Origin of the sequence: Pseudomonas kitaguniensis, from assembly GCF_009296165.1 — a bacterium.
Lineage (GTDB): Bacteria > Pseudomonadota > Gammaproteobacteria > Pseudomonadales > Pseudomonadaceae > Aquipseudomonas > Aquipseudomonas kitaguniensis.
Genome location: NZ_VUAZ01000162.1, coordinates 19,557 through 40,178, shown reverse-complemented (window position 1 = coordinate 40,178; position 20,622 = coordinate 19,557). Strand labels below are relative to the sequence as shown.

The 20,622-nt window shown below is 60.9% G+C and carries 17 protein-coding genes and 1 pseudogene; 5 read left to right on the top strand and 13 right to left on the bottom strand.

Annotated features, from left to right (window positions below; translation table 11 throughout):
• Positions 1 to 82 precede the first annotated feature (82 nt).
• The 9 genes and pseudogenes from F0169_RS24360 to F0169_RS24320 all read right to left on the bottom strand — a co-directional run bounded on the left by F0169_RS24360 (position 83) and on the right by F0169_RS24320 (position 7,991).
• A complete protein-coding gene (locus F0169_RS24360) occupies positions 83 to 892 on the bottom strand; it encodes a DUF1365 domain-containing protein (RefSeq protein ID WP_058411429.1) in 810 nt (269 codons plus the stop codon).
• Positions 889 to 2,136: an FAD-dependent oxidoreductase gene (locus F0169_RS24355; RefSeq protein ID WP_172979540.1), complete on the bottom strand. Its 1,248-nt coding sequence runs from the start codon at positions 2,134 to 2,136 to the stop codon at positions 889 to 891. Before F0169_RS24355 ends, F0169_RS24360 begins: the two co-directional genes overlap by 4 nt.
• Positions 2,133 to 2,915 (bottom strand): SDR family NAD(P)-dependent oxidoreductase, encoded by a 783-nt coding sequence (locus F0169_RS24350; protein WP_122251907.1) that lies wholly within the window; start codon positions 2,913 to 2,915, stop codon positions 2,133 to 2,135. Before F0169_RS24350 ends, F0169_RS24355 begins: the two co-directional genes overlap by 4 nt.
• A complete protein-coding gene (locus F0169_RS24345; protein WP_058411426.1) occupies positions 2,912 to 3,337 on the bottom strand; it encodes a nuclear transport factor 2 family protein in 426 nt (141 codons plus the stop codon). The genes F0169_RS24350 and F0169_RS24345 overlap by 4 nt, the downstream gene beginning before the upstream one ends.
• Positions 3,330 to 4,775, bottom strand: a complete 1,446-nt coding sequence (gene phrB / locus F0169_RS24340; protein ID WP_152747835.1) for a deoxyribodipyrimidine photo-lyase — start codon at positions 4,773 to 4,775, stop codon at positions 3,330 to 3,332. The genes F0169_RS24345 and phrB overlap by 8 nt, the downstream gene beginning before the upstream one ends.
• Positions 4,776 to 5,705 (bottom strand): MerR family transcriptional regulator, encoded by a 930-nt coding sequence (locus tag F0169_RS24335; RefSeq protein ID WP_172979542.1) that lies wholly within the window; start codon positions 5,703 to 5,705, stop codon positions 4,776 to 4,778.
• 15 nt (positions 5,706 to 5,720) lie between these two features.
• Positions 5,721 to 6,680 (bottom strand): YbgA family protein, encoded by a 960-nt coding sequence (locus F0169_RS24330; protein ID WP_058411424.1) that lies wholly within the window; start codon positions 6,678 to 6,680, stop codon positions 5,721 to 5,723.
• 113 nt (positions 6,681 to 6,793) lie between these two features.
• Complete coding sequence (locus tag F0169_RS24325; RefSeq protein WP_058411423.1) at positions 6,794 to 7,009, bottom strand: TIGR02450 family Trp-rich protein; 216 nt, start codon at positions 7,007 to 7,009, stop codon at positions 6,794 to 6,796.
• A pseudogene (locus tag F0169_RS24320) lies at positions 7,009 to 7,991 on the bottom strand (NAD(P)/FAD-dependent oxidoreductase). Before F0169_RS24320 ends, F0169_RS24325 begins: the two are co-directional and overlap by 1 nt.
• A 237-nt stretch (positions 7,992 to 8,228) precedes the next feature.
• Here F0169_RS24320 and F0169_RS24315 point away from each other — a divergent pair.
• Positions 8,229 to 9,128, top strand: coding sequence for a TIGR01777 family oxidoreductase (locus tag F0169_RS24315; protein ID WP_152747833.1), 900 nt, complete (start codon positions 8,229 to 8,231; stop codon positions 9,126 to 9,128).
• A 14-nt stretch (positions 9,129 to 9,142) separates the two neighbouring features.
• Positions 9,143 to 10,168 (top strand): ferrochelatase, encoded by a 1,026-nt coding sequence (gene hemH, locus F0169_RS24310; RefSeq protein WP_152747832.1) that lies wholly within the window; start codon positions 9,143 to 9,145, stop codon positions 10,166 to 10,168.
• A 9-nt stretch (positions 10,169 to 10,177) separates the two neighbouring features.
• Here hemH and F0169_RS24305 read toward each other — a convergent pair whose 3' ends face one another.
• Positions 10,178 to 12,274 (bottom strand): TonB-dependent siderophore receptor, encoded by a 2,097-nt coding sequence (locus tag F0169_RS24305; RefSeq protein WP_152747831.1) that lies wholly within the window; start codon positions 12,272 to 12,274, stop codon positions 10,178 to 10,180.
• 113 nt (positions 12,275 to 12,387) lie between these two features.
• Positions 12,388 to 13,542, bottom strand: a complete 1,155-nt coding sequence (gene algW, locus F0169_RS24300) for a Do family serine endopeptidase AlgW (RefSeq protein ID WP_058411418.1) — start codon at positions 13,540 to 13,542, stop codon at positions 12,388 to 12,390.
• A gap of 102 nt (positions 13,543 to 13,644) precedes the next feature.
• On the opposite strand from algW, the gene F0169_RS24295 reads away from it, so the two are divergent.
• The 3 genes from F0169_RS24295 (at position 13,645) to cysN (ending at position 17,498) form a co-directional block, all read left to right on the top strand.
• Positions 13,645 to 14,403, top strand: a complete 759-nt coding sequence (locus F0169_RS24295; RefSeq protein ID WP_058411417.1) for a Nif3-like dinuclear metal center hexameric protein — start codon at positions 13,645 to 13,647, stop codon at positions 14,401 to 14,403.
• A gap of 269 nt (positions 14,404 to 14,672) precedes the next feature.
• Positions 14,673 to 15,590, top strand: coding sequence for a sulfate adenylyltransferase subunit CysD (gene cysD / locus F0169_RS24285; RefSeq protein WP_122251901.1), 918 nt, complete (start codon positions 14,673 to 14,675; stop codon positions 15,588 to 15,590).
• Between the two features lie 9 nt (positions 15,591 to 15,599).
• Positions 15,600 to 17,498 carry a sulfate adenylyltransferase subunit CysN gene (gene cysN / locus F0169_RS24280; protein WP_152747829.1) on the top strand — a complete coding sequence of 633 codons (1,899 nt, stop codon included), beginning with the start codon at positions 15,600 to 15,602 and terminating at the stop codon, positions 17,496 to 17,498.
• Between the two features lie 106 nt (positions 17,499 to 17,604).
• Here the strand turns inward: cysN and F0169_RS24275 are convergent, their stop codons facing one another.
• Positions 17,605 to 18,504 carry an acyltransferase gene (locus tag F0169_RS24275; protein WP_152747828.1) on the bottom strand — a complete coding sequence of 300 codons (900 nt, stop codon included), beginning with the start codon at positions 18,502 to 18,504 and terminating at the stop codon, positions 17,605 to 17,607.
• Positions 18,505 to 20,604: a phosphate acetyltransferase gene (gene pta, locus F0169_RS24270; RefSeq protein ID WP_152747827.1), complete on the bottom strand. Its 2,100-nt coding sequence runs from the start codon at positions 20,602 to 20,604 to the stop codon at positions 18,505 to 18,507.
• Between the last annotated feature and the right edge of the window lie 18 nt (positions 20,605 to 20,622).

Sequence of the window (20,622 nt, the reverse complement as noted above, 5' to 3'; positions counted from 1 at the left end):
GCCGAGTTGGCGCAGCACGGCCTTGCGCAGCAATGCGCTGGTCATGCCATTGACGTTCAGACGGCTGGTCTTGACCGATAAGCTAGGGGATTTCATGGCGGCGATCCTTGTTATACCCGACAGCAGTGCGAGAGGCGCCATCGGCGGCCTGATGAGAAAAAATCGGTGTGCGTTTGAGCAAAAGGCGCACGGCCTGCCAATAAATGGCGAGGCAGGTCTTGGCGGTCATCCACGGAAAACGCCACAGGTAGCGATGCAGGCTGGCGCGGTTCAGCGCTTCTTTCTGCAGGCTCAAGGTGGCGTCGAAGACTTTCAGCTCGCCTTGCCAATCGGCCATGTGCACGCCGAGCTTGGCGGCGGGCGGGCTGAAGCTCATGCGGTATTCGAGGTCGCGCGGCAAAAACGGCGACACATGGAAGGCCTTGGCCACGGCGAAATGTTGATGTTGATCCGCGCCGAGCGCCTGCGCTGGCAGCACGTAGTGATAACGCTCGCGCCATGGCGTGTTGGTCACTTCACAGAGGATCGCAGCCAGTTGCCCGTCGGCCTCGAAGCAATAAAAGAAACTCACTGGGTTGAACGCCAGGCCCCAACTGCGCGCTTGGGTCAGCAGGCAGATAGCGCCCTGCGGTGTACGGCCCAAGGCCTGGCCGACTTGCTGGCGCACGGCATCGGTCAAACTCATGCCGTGGCGCGTAAATTCACGCAGGTAGTCTTGCTGGCGAAAGCCGAATGGCGCCAGGCGGCTTGCGCCCGCCAGCGGCGACAGCCCGAGTACTTGCTCTTGTTCACTTAAATCCAGGTACAGCAGGCCGATGCGGTAGCGAAAGGCGTGCGCCTTGGGCGTAAACCGGCGATGGGCGATCCAGCCGCTGTACAGGGCGCTGTTCACAGGGTTTCCCCAAAGGCTGCGGCCACGCGCAATGCACTGACCACGCCGTCTTCATGAAAACCGTTGGCCCAATAGGCGCCGCAATAATGCGTGTTCTGTGCGCCGTTCAGCTCTTGCCAACGTGCTTGCGCGGCGACTGCTGCCAGGCTGTATTGCGGGTGGGCGTAGGTATAGCGGGCGAGGATTTTCAGCGGGTTGATCATCGGCGTCTGGTTCAGGCTGACGCAGAAGGTGGTCGCGCTGTCGATGCCTTGCAGGATGTTCATGTCGTAGGTCACGGCAGCCTGCGTCTGCGCGTCGCCGGTGAGGCGATAGTTCCAGCTGGCCCACGCCAGTTTGCGGTCCGGCAGCAGGCGCGTGTCGGTGTGCAGTACCACGTCGTTGTCGGCGTAAGGCAGCGCACCGAGGATTTCCTGTTCGGCCTGGCTTGGGTCAGACAACAACGCCAGCGCCTGATCGCTATGACAGGCGAACACTACGTGATCAAAGGCCTCGCTGCCGGCAGGGCTGTGGATAACTACGCCGTCACCCGTGCGCTCAACCTTATGCACAGGGCAATTGAGGCGGATGTGTGGGTGAAAACTGCGCGTCAGCGGTTCGATGTAGCTGCTCGACCCGCCTTCGATCACGCACCATTGCGGCCGGTTGTTCACCGACAGCAAGCCGTGGTTCTTGAAAAAACGCACAAAGAACTGCAGGGGAAAACCGAGCATGTCCGCCAGCGACATCGACCAGATCGCCGCGCCCATCGGCACGATGTAATGCTTTATAAACCGCGGGCCATAACCCCCGGCTTCGAGGTAATCACCCAAGGTCATCTCGGCACTGATGCGCTGCTCTTGCAGGTCCAGCGGCGCTTGGCGATTGAAGCGCAAAATGTCGCGCAACATGCCCCAGAACCCGGGTGACAGAATATTGCGCCGCTGCGCAAACAGGCTGTTGAGGTTGTTGCCGTTGTACTCAAAACCTGCGTTCTGGTCACACACCGAGAAGCTCATCTCGGTGGGTTTGAACGTCACGCCAATCTGCCCCAGCAGGCGGATGAAGTTGGGGTAGGTCCAGTCGTTGAATACGATAAACCCGGTGTCCACCGCATAGCCTTTACCCTCGACGGTCACCTTGACCGTATGGGTATGCCCACCAATGCGCTCGCCCGCTTCGAACACGCTAATGTCGTGGCGACGGCTGAGCAGGTAAGCGCTGGTCAGCCCGGCAATGCCGCTGCCGATAATGGCGATCTTCACAGGTCGTCCTTCTGCGGCGGCGGGCTGCGCAGCATGCGTTTGCCGATGATCAGTTGCACACGGTTGGGCAGCTTCGACAGCGGCCACAAGGTCGCGATAAACATCGCCGGGAAGGCAATTTCCAGTGGGCGTTTTTCGAGTTTGGCGAAGATATGCCGCGCGGCTTTATCGGCGGACCAGCTCATCGGCATCGGGAAGTCATTGCGCTCGGTCAGCGGCGTGTCGACAAAGCCCGGGCTGATGACCGTGACGTCGATGTTCTCGGGCGACAGGCTGATGCGCAGGGCTTCGAACAAATAGCGCAGCCCGGCTTTGGAGGCGCCATAGGCCTCGGCGCGCGGCATCGGCAGGTAGGTCACCGCGCTGGCCACGCCCACCAGGTGCGGGGTGAGGCCTTTGCGCAACAACGGCAGCGCCGCTTCGATGCAATAGCTGCTCGCGAGTAGATTGGTGCGTACCACGTGCTCGACAATTGACGAGTCAAACTGGCGCGCATCCACGTATTCGCAGGTGCCGGCGTTGAGGATTACCGTGTCGAGCGAGCCCCAGACTTGCGCGATATGTTCGCCGATTTCGCGCACGGTCTGGCTGTTGGTCAGGTCGCCTTCGACCACCAGCACTTGCCCCGGATAACGCTGAGCGAGCGCCTCCAGCGGGCCTTTGCTGCGCGAGCTGAGGGCCACGTGGGCACCGCTGTTGAGTAATTCCACGGCCAGTGAGGCGCCGATGCCACTGCTGGCGCCGGTCAACCAATATCGGCGGGGCGGTGTGAGGCTCATCCCATTCTCCTTTTCAGCCAACTGACTACGCGGCCGAGTACTGGCAAGTGTTCATAGAGCAGGGCGCCCGCATCGAAATAATCACGATGGCGGTACACCTTGTTGTCGCGCCACAGCAGGTGCGAACAACCTTCCACCCGTATCACCTTGCCATTGGCCAGGCGTGGGTGGCAGAAGCTCATTTTCCAACGCAAATAGCCTTCGCCTTCGGCCACCGGGTCAAAACCGTGGAAGTCGAAACGTAGCTGGCTGACGTTGCTGTACAACTCGGTGAAGTAGCGATGCATCGCGGGCAGCCCGTGAACTTCATGCAGCGGGTCGGTGAACGCGATGTCTTTGCTGTAAAGGCTGTCGAGCAGGTGCAAGTTATGCTTGTCGAGCGTCGCAAACGCTTGGGCGAACCTGGGCAGGAAGTCACTCATGCGCGCCTCCCGCCGCCGCGCGCGATGGCAGGCTGCGAAACGCTGCCAATGCACGCTCCCGGGACTTTTTCAGGTCGACAATCGAGCGCGGGTAATCCGCCACGCCGAACAGGCCGCCGGCCGCCTCGGGGTTGTGCACTTCCTTTTTATTCAGCGCGGCCAGCTCCGGCAGCCAATGCTTGATAAACACGCCTTCGCTGTCGAATTTTTCCGATTGGCTCAACGGGCTGAAAATACGGAAATACGGTGCCGAGTCGGTGCCGGTCGAGGAACTCCACTGCCAGCCGCCGTTGTTCGCCGCCAGGTCGCCGTCGATCAAGTGGCGCATGAAAAAGCGCTCGCCTTCGCGCCAGTCGATCAACAAGTTCTTGGTCAGAAACATGGCCACGACCATGCGCAGGCGGTTGTGCATCCAGCCGGTTTCGAGCAATTGGCGCATTGCGGCGTCAATGATCGGCAGGCCGGTGCGCGCTTCTTGCCAGGCGGCAAGGTCCTTGGGCGCGTTGCGCCAGGCTACCGCTTCGGTCTCGGGGCGGAATGCACGGTGGCGTGACACACGTGGGTAGCCGACCAGAATGTGCTTGTAGAACTCGCGCCATAACAGCTCGTTGATCCAGGTGATGGCGCCGATGTCGCCACTTTCGAATTCACCCTGGTTGCTTTGCAAAGCGGCGTGCAAGCACTGGCGCGGCGAAACCACGCCCGCTGCGAGGTAGGCAGAGAGCTGGCTGGTACCGGGTTTGGCCGGGAAGTCGCGCTCGTCTTTGTAGTAGCTGATCTGCTGGTCGGCGAAGGCCTCCAGACGGCGCCGGGCTTCATCTTCACCGGCCGGCCAGAGCGCGCGCAGGCTGTCGCTGGGCGGCTCGAAGCCTGCAGCGGCGTGCGGGATCGGGTCGCTTTTCAGCGCCATCGGCGCTTGTGCGTTCGGCGTTGCCACGGTGCGCGGCAACGCGCTGTGCAGGCGTGTGTAGCACACCTTGCGGAACTGGCTGAACACCTGGAAGTAGGTGCCGGTTTTGGTCAATACGCTGCCGGGCTGGAAGAACAACTGGTCCAGATAGCTGTGAAACGTTACGCCGCAGGCCTCCAGGGCCTTGGCCACGGCGGCATCGCGGCGGCTTTCGTGGATGCCATATTCCTCGTTGACGTGCACCGACTGCACCGACAGTTCCCGGCACAGCGTGCTCAGCACATCAGGTGCCTGGTCCCACGTTGCGGCGGTGCGAATCAGCAAGGGAATATTCAGCTCGCCAAGCGCCTGGCTCAAGTGCTGCAGGTTGCGCAGCCAAAAGTCGACTTTGCACGGCGCATCATCATGCGCCAGCCACTGTTCGGGCGTGATCAGGTACACAGCCGCCATCGGGCCGCGCTGGCTCGCGGCGGCCAGGGCGGTGTTGTCGTGTAGGCGCAGGTCGGTGCGCAGCCAGATCAAGTGCATTTAAACAATTCCACGCTGGAGCAGTATCTGGTGGGCCGCCAAGGGGTCTTCGGCCACATACAATTCAGGGGTGTCGCGGGTTAATACGGCTAACTCGGCCTGGTGGATGCATACCGTTGGTCCGGCTATTAACGTTGGGCAACTGACACCATTGAGAAGTTTTGGGATAGCCGAAAAATGTAACGCTTTGCTGGAATACAGCAGCACCGCACGCGGTTGCAGGTGCTCGACCGCCAGCGCCAGTTCGCCCGCCGGCAGCGGCCAATCGAAGACTTCCACCGGGCAGTCGGCGCTACTCGCCAGCCAGGCGCTCAGCCACAAATGCGCTTCCAGCGGCACGTCGGAGTGGTTGACCAGCAGCAACGGCGGGCCTTGGAGCTGGCGGTTGTTGTGGTAAATACGCGCGCCAAACTTGCTGCGCAGCCAGGACAGGAAAAACACCCGCTCCATCTGTGCGCCGAACTGGCCTTGCCAGCGTTGTTCCAGCTCCTGGAGCAGCGGCAGCATCAATTGCTCGCACAAGGTGCGCGGCGGGTACAGCGCCATGGCTTGGTTGAAGGCGTCGTCGACGCGGCGCTCGGCCAATTCGCTGATTGCACTCACCAGGGTCTGGCGCAGCGCGTGCCATTCATTTTCAACGGTATCGCTGCTGGATTGGGCGGAGTCGAGCAAGCCTTTTACCTGGCTGACCGGTACGCCGCGATTGAGCCAGGTCAGAATGGTGTGAATGCGCTGCACGTGGTCGTCACTGAACAGGCGGTGCCCTTTGGCCGTGCGCTGCGGCACGATCAGGCCGTAGCGGCGCTCCCACGCGCGCAAGGTCACCGCATTGACGCCGGTTTGGCGCGCCACTTCGCGAATCGGCAACCAGCCGTCTTCGAGGGCTTGGGCAATGTCTTCGCCGGGTTCGTCTTGCAGGGTAGCTTCAATGGCGCTTTTCATGGATTAGATCGCATTACGCAGGCTGAGATTTTCCGGGTGCGGTTGCAGGTACGCCTGTTGCGCGATGTAACGGTCCGGGTGTTGGCGAAAGTGGTGCTTGAGCAGCGTCAGTGGCACCACCAGCGGCACGATGCCGTGGCGGTATTGGCCGATGACGGTTTGCATTTCCTGTTTGTCATCAGCGCTGATGGCCTGCTTGAGGTAACCGCTGATGTGTTGCAGCACATTGGAATGGGTGCCACGCGTGGCGCATTTTTTCAGCCCGGTCATCAAGTCGCTGAAGTAGCAGGCGGCGAGTTCATCCAGGTCAGTGCCCTTGTGCATGCTGCCGAGCAAGTGGCCCAGGCTTTTGTAATGCGCCGGGCTGTGGGCCATCAACAAATACTTGTAGCGCGAATGAAAACCCAGCAGGCGATGACGGCTGAGGCCTTCGCTGAGCAGCTGTTGCCAACTGGCGTAGACGAATACACGGGTCAGGAAGTTTTCGCGCAGCACCGGGTCATTCAGTCGGCCGTCTTCTTCGACCGGCAGGTTGGGGTGGCGTGCGCAAAATGCCTGGGCGTAGATACCCCGCCCGCCACCGTCGACGGGCGTGCCGTTATCACGGTAGACCTTGACCCTTTCGAGGCCGCACGACGGCGACTTCTGCATAAAGATATAGCCGCACAAGTCGGTATGCTCGGCCGCCATCTGCTGGCCGTAGTCGTCCAGCGGCTGCGTCACATTCAGTTCGCGGCGCACGCTGCCGACCGCTTGTGGGTTGGCCGGGTCGCCCACCAGGCGAATCGGCTCGCGCGGAATACCCAAGCCGATGGCGACTTCAGGGCACAGCGGCACAAAGTCGAAATAGTCGGCGAGGGTTTGGCTGCACAGCAGCGATTGTTTATGTCCGCCGTTGAAGCGCACGTTCTCGCCCAGCAGGCAGGCGCTGATGGCGATCTTCGGTTTTGCGGTGTCGGACATGATCAAACCTCTGCAAGATACCTGTACAAACTGCAAGTTCTGTACAACTTAACCTCATCATAGGTTTGATGCTGTACAAGTCAAATATTTTGTACAAGTAATTGCGGAGGGGGCTATTTCCAGCCGATTCGCCAGTCGTCGTCGTTTTGCAGGGTTTGCCACGCCAGGCGTTCAGCGCGCCGGGTCATAATGGCCTGTAGCTCGATTTCAAGCACGGTGCCTTCTTCGTCCCTAAACAACTCGGTTACCAAAAAATGTTTCTCTTTGTTGCTGGGGCGCGCTGCCGTCCACTTTGACAGCAGCAATTTGGCTGGGTTGATCTGATTCATTACAGGTTCTCGATTAAGCGGCGCGCGGCTTCCTGGCCGCTCAGCCAAGCGCCTTCGACACGGCCGGAGAGGCACCAGTCGCCGCACACGTAAAGGCCCAGGTCGGCGTCGGCCAACACGCCGAACTCATGCGCGCCGGACGGCCGTGCGTAGAGCCAGCGATGCGCCAGGCTGAAGGACGGCGCCGGCATGGCGCTGTGCAACAGTTCTGCGAAGGCGCCGTGCAGGTGCTCGATCACCGCTTCTTTAGGCAGGTCGAGATGCGCCTTGCTCCATGCACTCGTGGCGTGCAACACCCACGTGTCCAGGGCTGCATCGCGCCCGGGTTTGCTGCGGTTGCGCGCCAGCCAGTCGAGCGGGCTGTCTTGCACAAAGCAGCCTTCCATCGGCGTCTCCAGGGGTTTGTCGAAGGCCAGTGCGATGGCCCACGTCGGGTCCATTTTTACCCCGGCGGCGCGCTCGCAAGCTTGGGCGCGGCGGCCAGCAGCGCGGTGGCTTGCGGCGCCGGGGTGGCAATAATGACGTGGCTGAATGGGCCATGGTTGCCGCCGTCGGCGTCCAGCAAGTTCCAGTGCTGTTTGCCTTGGAACACATCGGTGATGCGGCAACCGAATGTCACCGGCAAGTCATCGAGCAGCGCGCGGGTGATTGCGCTCATGCGCGGCGTGCCGACCCAGCGGATCTGTTCATCGGGGGAGGGCGTGAGTTGGCCGGACTTGAAGTTATACAGCTGCGGCTTCCACTGTTCGGCCCAGCCGTGGCTTTGCCAGCGTTGCACTTCGTTGACGAAGCGCCGGTCGCGGGCGGTGAAATACTGCGCACCCATGTCGAGCGCGCCAGCGTCACTGCGCTTGCTGGACATGCGGCCGCCACTGCCGCGGCTTTTATCGAAGAGTTGCACCACATGCCCCGCGTCTTGTAACGCTCGGGCGGCGGAGAGACCGGCGATGCCGGTGCCGATGATCGCGATGGGAACAGTCATGGGAGGCCTCGTTTTACCGTTGGGTACAGACTACGCCGACACCAATAGCTGTACAATATTGTTTTTTAGTATAAGTTTTGGCGTACCTGTTCTTACAGCGTGACCTATGGTTAAAGCGCAGGCTTGAACGTGCTGCAGGCACCTGTTGCTTAAACCAAGACCACGCCCGATTACGCATCATCCCTGCCTATAAAATAGACCAGTGACGGGCGGCGAACGTTACATGAGGAGCGTCCCATGCACATTTTGCTGACCGGCGGTACAGGCCTGATCGGCCGCCAACTCTGCCAGCATTGGCTTGCCCAAGGGCATCGCCTGACCGTTTGGAGCCGTGAACCAGACACTGTCGCCCGTTGGTGCGGTGCGCAGGTGCAGGGTGTCGGCCGCTTGCAAGACGTGACCGGTAATGTGGACGCGGTGATCAACCTGGCTGGCGCGCCGATTGCCGACCGCCCGTGGACCAAAAAGCGCAAGGCGCTGTTGTGGCGCAGCCGCATCGGCCACACCGAAACCCTGCTGGCCTGGGTGGAGGGCCTGGCGCAAAAACCGGCGGTGCTGATTTCCGGCTCTGCGGTGGGTTGGTACGGCGACGGCGGCGAGCGCGAGTTGACCGAGGACAGTGGCCCGGTACAGGACGATTTCCCCAGCCAGTTGTGTATTGCCTGGGAAGAAACCGCCCTGCGCGCCGAAGCATTGGGCGTGCGGGTGGTGCTGGTGCGCACGGGCCTGGTGCTGTCGGCCAAGGGCGGCTTTTTGTCGCGGCTGTTGCTGCCGTTCAAGCTGGGGTTGGGCGGGCCGATTGGCAACGGTCGGCAGTGGATGCCCTGGGTGCATATCGACGATCAAATCGCCCTGATTGATTTTCTTCTGCACAACGCTGATGCCCGCGGTCCTTATAATGCCTGCGCGCCACACCCGGTGCGTAACCGCGAGTTCGCCAAAACCCTCGGCCACGTGCTGCACCGCCCCGCGTTCATGCCAATGCCGGCGTTTGCGTTAAAGGTGGGGCTGGGCGAATTGTCCGGCTTGTTACTGGGCGGGCAGAAGGCAATTCCCGAACGGCTGCAGGCCGCCGGTTTCACTTTTCAGTTCACTGAGTTGCACGCGGCCCTGGAAGACTTATCCAGCCGCCTTTGAAGATAGGATGTTGCATGACTGATCACGCGTTGTTACTGGTCAACCTGGGTTCACCGGCATCCACTTCGGTGGCCGATGTGCGCAGCTACCTTAATCAGTTCCTGATGGACCCTTACGTGATCGACCTGCCTTGGCCGGTGCGCCGCTTGCTGGTGTCGCTGATTTGCATCAAGCGCCCCGAGCAGTCGGCGCATGCCTACGCGTCGATCTGGTGGGACGAGGGTTCGCCGCTGGTGGTGCTCAGCCGCCGCCTGCAACAGCAGATGATCACACAATGGACACACGGCCCGGTCGAATTGGCCATGCGCTATGGCGAGCCTTCGCTTGAAACGACCCTCACGCGGCTCGCCGCTCAAGGCATTCAAAAGATTACCCTGGCGCCGCTGTACCCGCAGTTTGCCGACAGCACCGTGACCACCGTGATTGAAGAAGCCAGGCGTGTGGTGCGTGACAAGAAACTCAATGTGCAGTTCTCGATCCTGCAACCGTTCTACGATCAGCCGGAATACCTCGACGCGTTGGTCACGAGTGCCAAGCCGTACGTAGAAGATGATTTTGATCACTTGCTGCTGAGTTTTCACGGCCTGCCCGAGCGCCACTTGAAGAAGCTCGACCCGACCGGCCAACACTGTTTCAAGGACGCCGACTGCTGCAAGAACGCCTCGCCTGAGGTACTTGCCACGTGCTATCGCGCGCAGTGCTTCAGCGTCGCCCGGGACTTTGCCGCGCGCATGGGCTTGCCGGACGGTAAATGGTCAGTCGCCTTCCAATCGCGTTTGGGCCGCGCCAAGTGGATCGAACCCTACACCGAAGCCAGCCTTGAAGCGCTGGCCGGGCAAGGCGTGAAAAAGCTGCTGGTGATGTGCCCGGCGTTTGTTGCCGACTGCATCGAGACGCTGGAAGAGATTGGCGATCGCGGGCTGGAACAGTTCCGCGAAGCCGGGGGCGAGGAGCTGGTACTGGTGCCGTGCCTCAACGATGCGCCGCAATGGGCTGCGGCGCTTAACACCCTGTGCGAGCGCGCGCCGCAGCAACTGTAGGCGCGAGCGTTAGAGGTTGAGGGTCAAACTGACGGTGAAATTGCGCGGCTCTCCGGGGTTGACCCAGTAATTGCTGTAGGAGCGCTCGTAGTACTTTTCATCGAACAGGTTGTTGAGGTTCAGGCCCACGGTGACATTTTCCGTGGCCTTGTAATGCGCGAGTAAATCGACGGTGTGGTAGGCCGGCAGTTCGAAGCTGCCGCCTGCTTCGCCGGAGCGATCCCCCACATAGGTGAACGCTGCGCCGAGGTCCGAGCCGCGTAACGCCCCCTCCTGGAACTCATACACACCCAACAGACTGCCGCTGCGCTTGGCCACGCCGAGAATCCGGCTGCCGGCTGGAATCGCCTTGTCGCCTTTGGTCACTTCGGCGTCGATGTAGGCAAACGCGCCGATGACGCGTATGGCATCGGTCAGTTGCCCGCTCAATTGCAGGTCAACACCCTGGCTGCGCGCTTTGCCCATGGCGCGGTTGGTGTCGGTGGCCGGGTCCAGCGCCAGCACATTTTCCTTTTCGATATGGAAGGCGGCGAGGGTGGCGCTGAGGCGGTCGTCGAACAGCTCGGTTTTGATACCCACTTCGTAACCCACGCCTTCTTCGGGCTTGAACGATTTGCCGGCGGCGTCCAGGCCGTTGTTCGGTTTGAATGAGGTGGACGCGTTGGCGAACACGCCAACCTGCGGCGTGAGCTGGTAGAGCAAACCGGCGCGTTGGGTCAACGCATCGTGGGTTTGCCGGCTCTTGGCGTTGTTACGGGTGAAGTCATCGGTGCTTTGCTCGAAATGCTCGAACCGCGCGCCGAGCATACCGCGCAGGCGGTCGGTGAAGACGATCTGGTCTTGCAGGTTCAGCGCCTGGCTTTTCACCTGCTCGAAGAAATCGGTGCCGGAGCGCGCGCCGTTGGGTTTGGGCTGGCCGTAAGCCGGGTTGTAAATGTCGATGGCATAGGGGCTGCCGCCAATCGCGGTGACGCGCTCCTGCTTGCGGTAGTCCTCGTATTCGGTGCCGATCAGCAGTTCATGCTGCCAACTGCCAATGTCAAACAGGCCGCGCAATTCCAGTTGGGTAATGCTGTCGTGCCAGCCCGTTGCGCGTTCGCGGTAGCGGCGGTTGACGGTGTGGCCGTCGGCATTCAGCGCGCGGTTTTCCGAGGCATCGCCCCACAGGCTGCCCTGTTTATAGTGGCTGGCGAGGCGGAGTTTCCAGGCGTCGTTAAGGTGATGTTCGAGGGCGGCTTGCAGGCGGTTGTTGTGGTTGCGGATGTCGCCATCGTTGGGTTCGCCGAGGAAGGTTGCGCGCGATACACCGCTGGCGTCGACGATGCCACGGTCGAACGTTGAGCTGTGGCGCACGAATTCGCTTTCCACCAGCAGGCTGGTATCCGGGTTCAATTGCCAACTGAAAGACGGCGCGACGAACACACGCTTGGCGCCCACGTGATCGCGAAAGCTGTGGTTGTCTTCCACCGCCAGGTTAACCCGCGACAGCACTTGGCCCTCGGCGTCCAGCGGCGTGTTCACATCCAGCGCCGTGCGGTAGCGGTCCCAACTGCCAGCGCTGGTTTGCACGGTGGTAAAGGCATCCGGCTGAGGCTTCTTGGTGACGATATTCACCGTGCCGCCCGGATCGCCACGCCCATACAGACTGGCCGCGGGGCCTTTGAGCACTTCAATGCGCTCGATATTGGCCGCGTCCGGTGTGCTTGGGTAGCCACGGTTGGCGCTGAAACCGTCCTGATAGAACTCTGAGGTGGTGAAGCCGCGCACGCTGTATTCGTAGAGCGTGAGGCCGCCGAAGTTGTTTTGCTTGGATACGCCGCCAGCAAACTCCAGGGCGCGCTCCACACTGGTACTGCCGAGGTCTTTGAGTACCGTGGCGGGAATCACGCTGATCGATTGCGGGATGTCGCGCAGCGCCGTGTCGGTCTTGGTCGCGCTGGCGGAGCGGGTCGCGCGGTAGCCTTTGACCGGGCTGGTGGCGGACTCATAGGCGTCGCTGGTGACGCTGATGGTGTCGAGTTCTACGGTGTTTTCTTCTGCAAAGGCAGGGTCCAGCAGTAAACCCAAGGCCAGGCCAGCCAAGGGTGCGATTCTTCGAGACGGCATGATAGAGCGTTCCAATGTCTATATTGAAACAATATAACATGACCAATGAGAATCGCTGCTCTTTGAAATATAAGCTTACAGGTGCCCGCGAACGGGCACCCAGTTGAGCGGGTTTATTCCTCTTCTTTCACCGGCGCAGGTGGTGGGCGCAGGCCGATTTCGGCCATCAGCTTGATCTCTTTGCCGTTGCGCATCACCTGGATCGCGACCTTATCGGTCGGTTTGATCCGCGCTACCTGGTTCATCGACTTGCGGCCATCGCCTGCCGGTTCGCCGTTGATGCTCAGAATCACGTCACCCAGTTGCAGGCCGGCTTTCTGCGCCGGACCGTCGCGGAAGATCCCGGCCACTACGATGCCGGGGCGTCCGGTCAGGCCAAACGACTCGGCCAACTCTTTGGTCAGCGGCTGCACTTCAATCCCGAGCCAGCCACGAATCACCTGGCCATGCTCGATGATCGATTTCATCACTTCCATCGCCAGCTTCACCGGGATCGCAAAGCCGATGCCTTGGGAACCGCCGGATTTGGAGAAAATCGCCGTGTTGATCCCGGTCAGGTTGCCATTCGCATCCACCAGCGCGCCGCCGGAGTTACCCGGGTTGATCGCGGCATCGGTCTGGATAAAGTCTTCGTAGCTGTTAAGCCCCAGCTGATTACGCCCGGTGGCGCTGATAATGCCCATGGTCACGGTTTGGCCGACGCCGAACGGGTTACCGATCGCCAGCGCCACATCGCCCACGCGCAGCCCTTCGGAGCGGCCGATGGTGATCGACGGCAGGCTTTTTAAATCAATTTTGAGTACCGCAAGGTCGGTTTCCGGGTCACTGCCGACCACGCGTGCCAGGGTTTCACGGCCGTCGCGCAGGGCCACCACAATTTGGTCGGCGCCTGTGGTCACGTGGTTGTTGGTGAGGATGTAGCCCTCCGGGCTCATGATCACACCGGAACCGAGGCTCGACTCCATGCGGCGCTGCTTTGGCCCGTTGTCGCCAAAATAGCGGCGAAACTGTGGGTCTTCAAACAACGGATGCGCCGGTTTGTTGATGACCTTGGTGGTGTACAGGTTGACCACGGCAGGGGCGGCGATCACCACCGCGTCGGCATAGGTCACCGGGCCTTGCACCACCGAGCTGGTTTGCGGTGCCTGTTGCAGGTTCACATCCAGGCTTGGCAAGCCCACCCACTGGGGATAACGCTGAATAATCAACGTCGCGATCAGCACGCCAGCCAACAATGGCCATCCAAAAAAACGCAGTGCCTTGAGCATCAAGTAAGTCCTGACAGGTTGCAGGGGGCGGGAGAGCGCCCATAATGTCGCGCATTATACGAGGCTGCGTGCGCCTCGGAACGGGATATTTAGGAGTCTTTTATGGCCGTTGCTTTGAGCACCCTCGTCGAGGAAGCGGACCGCTACCTCGGCAGCGCAAAAATTGCCGATTATTGCCCCAATGGCCTGCAGGTTGAAGGGCGCCCGCAAGTGATGCGCATCGTCAGCGGGGTGACCGCAAGCCAAGCTCTGCTGGACGCCGCCGTCGAAGCCCAGGCCGACCTGGTGCTGGTGCACCACGGTTATTTCTGGAAGGGCGAAAACCCGTGCATTACCGGCATGAAACAGCGCCGCCTGAAAACCCTGCTCAAGCACGACATCAGCCTGTTGGCCTACCACTTGCCACTGGACCTGCACCCGGACGTGGGCAATAACGTGCAGTTGGCGCGCCAACTGGACATCACCGTAGAAGGCCCGCTGGACCCCGGCAACCCGAAAATCGTCGGTTTGGTCGGCTCCCTCGCCGAGCCTGTGTCACCCCGCGATTTTGCACGCCGGGTGCAAGACGTAATGGGCCGCGAGCCGCTGTTGATCGAAGGCAGCGAAATGATCCGCCGCGTCGGCTGGTGCACCGGCGGCGGGCAGGGCTACATAGACCAGGCGATTGCAGCGGGTGTCGACCTGTACCTGAGCGGTGAGGCGTCGGAGCAAACCTTTCACAGCGCGCGCGAAAACGACATCAGCTTTATCGCCGCCGGCCATCACGCCACCGAGCGTTATGGCGTGCAGGCGCTGGGTGAATATCTGGCGCGGCGTTTTGCCCTGGAACATCTGTTCATCGACTGCCCGAACCCGATCTGATCCGCAACGCCGGGCAAAATGTGGGAGGCGGCTTGCTCCCGATTGCAGTGTGTCATTCAGCGCATTCATTGACTGAACCACCGCCCTCGGGAGCAAGCCCCCTCCCACAATGGCCGCCGTTCATAGATCGCAAGGGCCAAACTGCGGGGCATATTCATATACCGTTTCGATCTAGCCAGCTCCCTGAATAGAAGAAGGTGCTGTGCTAGCATGCCCCGCTCGAACACGGCCCGCTGGCCGTCCACAAGATCGTTTTTCCGTGAGTAACCATGGTCGACAAACTGACGCATCTGAAACAGCTGGAGGCGGAAAGCATCCACATCATCCGCGAGGTCGCCGCCGAGTTCGATAACCCGGTGATGCTCTACTCGATCGGTAAAGACTCCGCCGTGATGCTGCACTTGGCGCGCAAGGCCTTTTTTCCGGGCAAACTGCCGTTCCCGGTGATGCACGTCGACACCCGCTGGAAATTCCAGGAGATGTACAGGTTCCGCGACAAAATGGTCGAAGACCTCGGCCTGGACCTGATCACCCACATCAACCCGGACGGCGTGGCGCAGAACATCAACCCGTTCACCCACGGCAGCGCCAAGCACACCGACATCATGAAGACCGAAGGCCTCAAGCAGGCGTTGGACAAGCATGGTTTCGACGCAGCGTTTGGTGGTGCGCGTCGCGATGAAGAGAAATCCCGCGCCAAAGAGCGCGTGTACTCGTTCCGCGACAGCAAGCACCGCTGGGACCCGAAAAACCAGCGCCCGGAACTGTGGAACGTCTACAACGGCAACGTCAACAAGGGTGAGTCGATCCGCGTGTTCCCGCTGTCCAACTGGACCGAGCTGGACATCTGGCAGTACATCTATCTGGAAGGCATCCCGATCGTGCCGCTGTACTTTGCCGCCGAACGCGACGTGATCGAGAAGAACGGCACGTTGATCATGATCGACGACGACCGCATCCTCGAGCACTTGTCCGACGAAGACAAAGCCCGCATCGTCAAAAAGAAAGTACGTTTCCGTACCCTTGGCTGCTACCCGTTGACGGGCGCGGTGGAGTCCGAAGCCGAGACGCTGACGGACATCATTCAGGAAATGCTCCTGACGCGAACTTCCGAGCGCCAGGGCCGTGTCATCGACCACGATGGCGCAGGCTCGATGGAAGATAAAAAACGTCAAGGCTATTTCTAAGGGGCTGTCATGTCGCACGTATCTGATTTGATCAGCGAGGACATCCTCGCCTACCTGGGCCAGCACGAGCGCAAGGAAATGTTGCGCTTCCTGACCTGCGGCAACGTCGACGACGGCAAGAGCACCCTGATCGGGCGCCTGTTGCACGACTCCAAGATGATCTACGAAGATCACCTGGAAGCCATCACCCGCGATTCGAAAAAATCCGGCACCACCGGCGATGACATCGACCTGGCCTTGCTGGTCGACGGCCTGCAGGCCGAGCGCGAGCAGGGCATCACCATTGATGTTGCCTACCGCTACTTCTCTACCGCCAAACGCAAATTCATCATTGCCGATACCCCTGGCCATGAGCAGTACACCCGCAACATGGCCACCGGCGCGTCTACCTGTGACCTGGCGATTATTCTGATCGACGCGCGCTACGGCGTGCAGACCCAGACCCGTCGCCACAGCTTTATCGCCTCGTTGCTGGGCATCAAGCACATCGTGGTGGCCGTCAACAAGATGGACATCAATGGCTTTGACCAAAGCGTATTCGAGCAGATCAAGGCCGATTACCTGAAGTTCGCCGACGGCATCGCGTTCAAGCCGAGCACCATGGCGTTCGTGCCGATGTCGGCGCTCAAGGGCGACAACGTGGTGAACAAGAGCGAGCGTTCGCCCTGGTACACCGGCCAGTCGCTGATGGAGATTCTCGAAACCGTCGAGATCGCCAACGACCGCAACTACACCGATCTGCGTTTTCCGGTGCAGTACGTCAACCGTCCGAACCTGAACTTCCGTGGTTTTGCCGGCACCCTCGCCAGCGGCATCGTGCACAAGGGCGACGAAGTTGTGGTGCTGCCGTCGGGCAAGAGCAGCCGCGTCAAATCCATCGTCACCTTCGACGGTGAGTTGGAGCAAGCAGGCCCTGGCCAGGCCGTGACCCTGACCATGGAAGACGAGATCGACATCTCGCGTGGCGACCTGCTGGTGCATGCCGATAACGTGCCGCAAGTGACCGACGCCTTCGACGCCATGCTGGTGTGGATGGCCGAAGAACCGATGCTGCCGGGCAAGAAATACGACATCAAACGTGCCACCAGCTACGTGCCGGGTTCCATCACCAGCATCGTGCACCGTGTGGACGTGAACACCCTGGCCGAAGGCCCGGCAAGCTCTTTACAGTTGAACGAGATAGGCCGGGTCAAAGTCAGCCTCGACGCGGCCATCGCGCTGGACGGTTACGACAGCAACCGCACCACCGGTGCGTTTATCGTCATCGACCGCCTGACCAATGGCACTGTGGCTGCGGGCATGATCATCGCGCCTCCGGTCAACCATGGCGGCGCTGCGCAACACGGCAGCCTTGCCCATGTAGGCACCGAAGAACGCGCCCAGCGCTTCGGCCAGCAGCCGGCCACCGTGTTGTTCAGCGGCCTGTCGGGCGCCGGCAAAAGCACCTTGGCCTACGCGGTTGAGCGCAAACTGTTCGACATGGGCCGTGCGGTGTTTGTACTCGACGGCCAGAACCTGCGTCACGACCTCAACAAAGGGTTGCCGCAGGACCGTGCCGGGCGCACCGAAAACTGGCGGCGTGCCGCTCACGTTGCGCGTCAGTTCAACGAAGCTGGCTTGCTGACTCTGGCCGCCTTCGTCGCGCCGGATGCCGAAGGCCGCGAACAGGCCAAGGCGCTGATCGGTGCCGACCGCCTGCTCACGGTTTACGTGCAGGCATCGCCACTGGTGTGCGCTGAACGCGACCCGCAAGGTTTGTACGCCGCCGGTGGGGATAACATCCCTGGCGAGTCCTTCCCGTACGACGTGCCGTTGAATGCCGACTTGGTGATCGACACCCAGGCCCTGTCGCTGGAAGACAGCGTCAAGCAAGTGCTGGAGCTGCTGCGTCAGCGCGGCGCGATCTAAGCTTTACGCGCACAAAAAAGCCCGCCACGTTGGCGGGCTTTTTTATGGGGTCTTGAAAACAACTCGGTCAAATGTGGGAGCGAGCAAGCCCGCTCCCACATTTTGATCAGTGACTGGCGGGATAATCTGTGTGCAATTTGGCGAGCAATTCGTCCTTGTCTTCCCACAGCCGGTTGATCCAGCCCTGGAACGCCAACCGATACTCGCCATCCTGCTCATAATTCTTGCCGATAAATTCGGCCGGAATCTGCACCTCTTCAAAGTGCACCACCACGTCCTTCACATTCCCGCAGAGCAAATCCCAATAGCCGGGGCGCCCGGCAGGGTAGTGGATGGTCACGTTGACCAGTGACTTCAATTGCTCGCCCATGGCATCCAGCACAAACGCGATGCCACCGGCCTTGGGCTTGAGCAGATAGCGAAACGGCGATTTCTGCTGGGCATGTTTGCCCGGCGTAAACCGCGTGCCTTCAGCAAAGTTGAAAATGCCCACCGGGTTGTCGCGAAACTTCGCACAGGTTTTGCGGGTGGTTGCCAAGTCTTTGCCTTTTTTCTCCGGGTGTTTCTCCAGGTAGGCTTTGGTGTAGCGCTTCATGAACGGGAAACCCAAGGCCCACCACGCCAGGCCAATCACCGGCACCCAGATCAGTTCCTGCTTGAGGAAGAACTTCAGCGGGCGAATGCGTCGGTTGAGCACGTATTGCAGCACCATGATGTCGACCCAGCTCTGGTGGTTACTGGTCACCAGGTAGGAGTGCTCATAGTCCAGGCCTTCAAGGCCGGTCAGGTGCCAGCGCGTGCGCCGTACCAGGTTCATCCAGCCTTTGTTATTGGTCACCCAGGCTTCGTGGGTGTGGTTCATCAGCCATTCGCTGAAACGTTTGGCGAACGGCAGCGCCTTGAACAGCGCGACGATAAACAGAAACGAACATAAAAGGATCGTGTTCAGCGCCAGTAACAGGGACGCGATCACCCCGCGCACGGCGGCAGGCAGAAAACCCAGCATTTAGATCTCCATAGGTCGGTTGGCGGCTTGGATCGCGGTCAACGCGATGGTGTACACGATGTCGTCGACCTGAGCGCCGCGCGGCAGGTCGTTCACCGGTTTGCGCAGGCCTTGCAGCATTGGCCCAAGGCTCACGCAATCGGCGCTGCGTTGCACGGCTTTATGCGTGGTGTTGCCGGTGTTCAGGTCGGGGAACACAAACACCGTGGCCTTGCCGGCAACCTGGCTGTTGGGCGCTAATTGCCGGGCGACGGTTTCGTTGGCGGCGGCGTCGTACTGCAACGGCCCGTCGATCAGCAGCGAGCTTTGTTGCTCTTGGGCGAGCAGGGTGGCTTCGCGAACTTTTTCGACTTCCTCACCGCTGGCCGAGTCGCCGCTGGAGTAGCTGATCATCGCCACGCGTGGGGTGATGCCGAATGCCGCGGCCGAGTCGGCGCTTTGCAGGGCGATTTCCGCCAGTTCCGCAGCGCTTGGGTGCGGGTTCATCACGCAGTCGCCGTAGACCAGCACCTGCTCGGGGAACAGCATGAAAAATACCGACGACACCAACGTGCAGCCCGGCGCCGTTTTGATCAACTGCAGGGCTGGGCGGATGGTGTTCGCGGTGGAATGGATAACCCCGGAGACCAGGCCGTCCACTTCATCCAGGGCGAGCATCATCGTGGCGATCACCACGGTGTCTTCCAGTTGCTGCTCGGCCATGGGGGCATTCAGGCTCTTGCTTTTACGCAGCGCGACCATCGGTTCGACATAGCGTTGGCGAATCAGGTCCGGGTCCAGAATCTCCAGGCCGTCGGGCAATTCGATGCCGTGTGCGCGGGCGACCGCCTCCACATCCGCAGGTTTGGCCAGCAGCACGCAGCGCGCAATGCCGCGCGCCTGGCAGATAGCGGCGGCTTGCACGGTCAGCGGCTCACTGCCTTCGGGCAGCACAATGCGCTTGTTGGCGGCCTGAGCGCGTTGGATCAACTGGTAGCGGAATACCGCCGGCGACAGGCGCATTTCGCGTGGTGTGCCGCAGCGTTGGTGCAGCCAGCGGGCGTCGAGGTGGCTGGCGACGAAGTCGGTGATGATTTCTGCGCGCTCGCGGTCATCAATCGGGATTTCTTTGTTCAGGCCGTTGAGCTGGTTCGCCGTGTCGTACGAGCCGGTGCTCACCGACAGCACCGGCAGGCCGGCCTGGAACGCACCCCGGCACAAATCCATGATGCGCGGGTCGGGCAGGGTGTCGCTGGTAAGCAGCAAACCGGCCAGCGGCACACCGTTGATCGCGGCCAGGCTGACGGCGAGGATGATGTCGTCGCGGTCGCCCGGCGTCACTACCAGCACGCCGGGCTTGAGCAGCTCCACGGTGTTACGCATGGTGCGCGCGCAGATGATGATTTTGCTCATGCGCCGGCTTTCGTAGTCACCGGCGTTGAGAATTTGCGCGCCCATCAGGTCGGCCACATCGCGAGTGCGCGGCGCGTTGAGTTCGGGCTGGTAGGGAATACAGCCGAGCAGGCGGAAATCACCGCTGCGCAACAACGGCGAATGTTCTTTTAGCCGCGCCGAGAACGCCTCCATGCTTTCGTCGGTGCGCACTTTATTCAGAATTACACCGAGTACTTTCGGGTCTTTCGGGCCGCCGAACAGTTGCGCCTGCAACTCCACGCGGCCTGATAACTCTGTGAGTACTTCGTTTTCCGGCGCCGACACCAGGATAACTTCCGCGTCGAGGCTCTTGGCCAGGTGCAGGTTGACCCGCGCCGCGTAGCTGGCGCTACGGGTTGGCACCATGCCTTCAACAATCAGCACGTCTTTGCCCACGGCGGCTTGCTGATACAGGGTGATGATTTCTTCGAGCAGTTCGTCGAGCTGGCCGTCGCCGAGCATCCGCTCCACATGGGCCAGGCCCAATGGCTGCGGCGGCTTCAAGCCGTGGGTGCGCGCCACCAGTTCGGTGGAGCGTTCGGGGCCGGTGTCGCCGGGGTGTGGCTGGGCAATCGGTTTGAAGAAGCCGACTTTCAGCCCGGCCCGTTCAAGTGTACGCACCAGCCCAAGGCTGATGGAGGTCAGACCCACACCAAAATCGGTGGGCGCGATAAAAAAAGTTTGCATGCGAATTCTCTGGAGGTG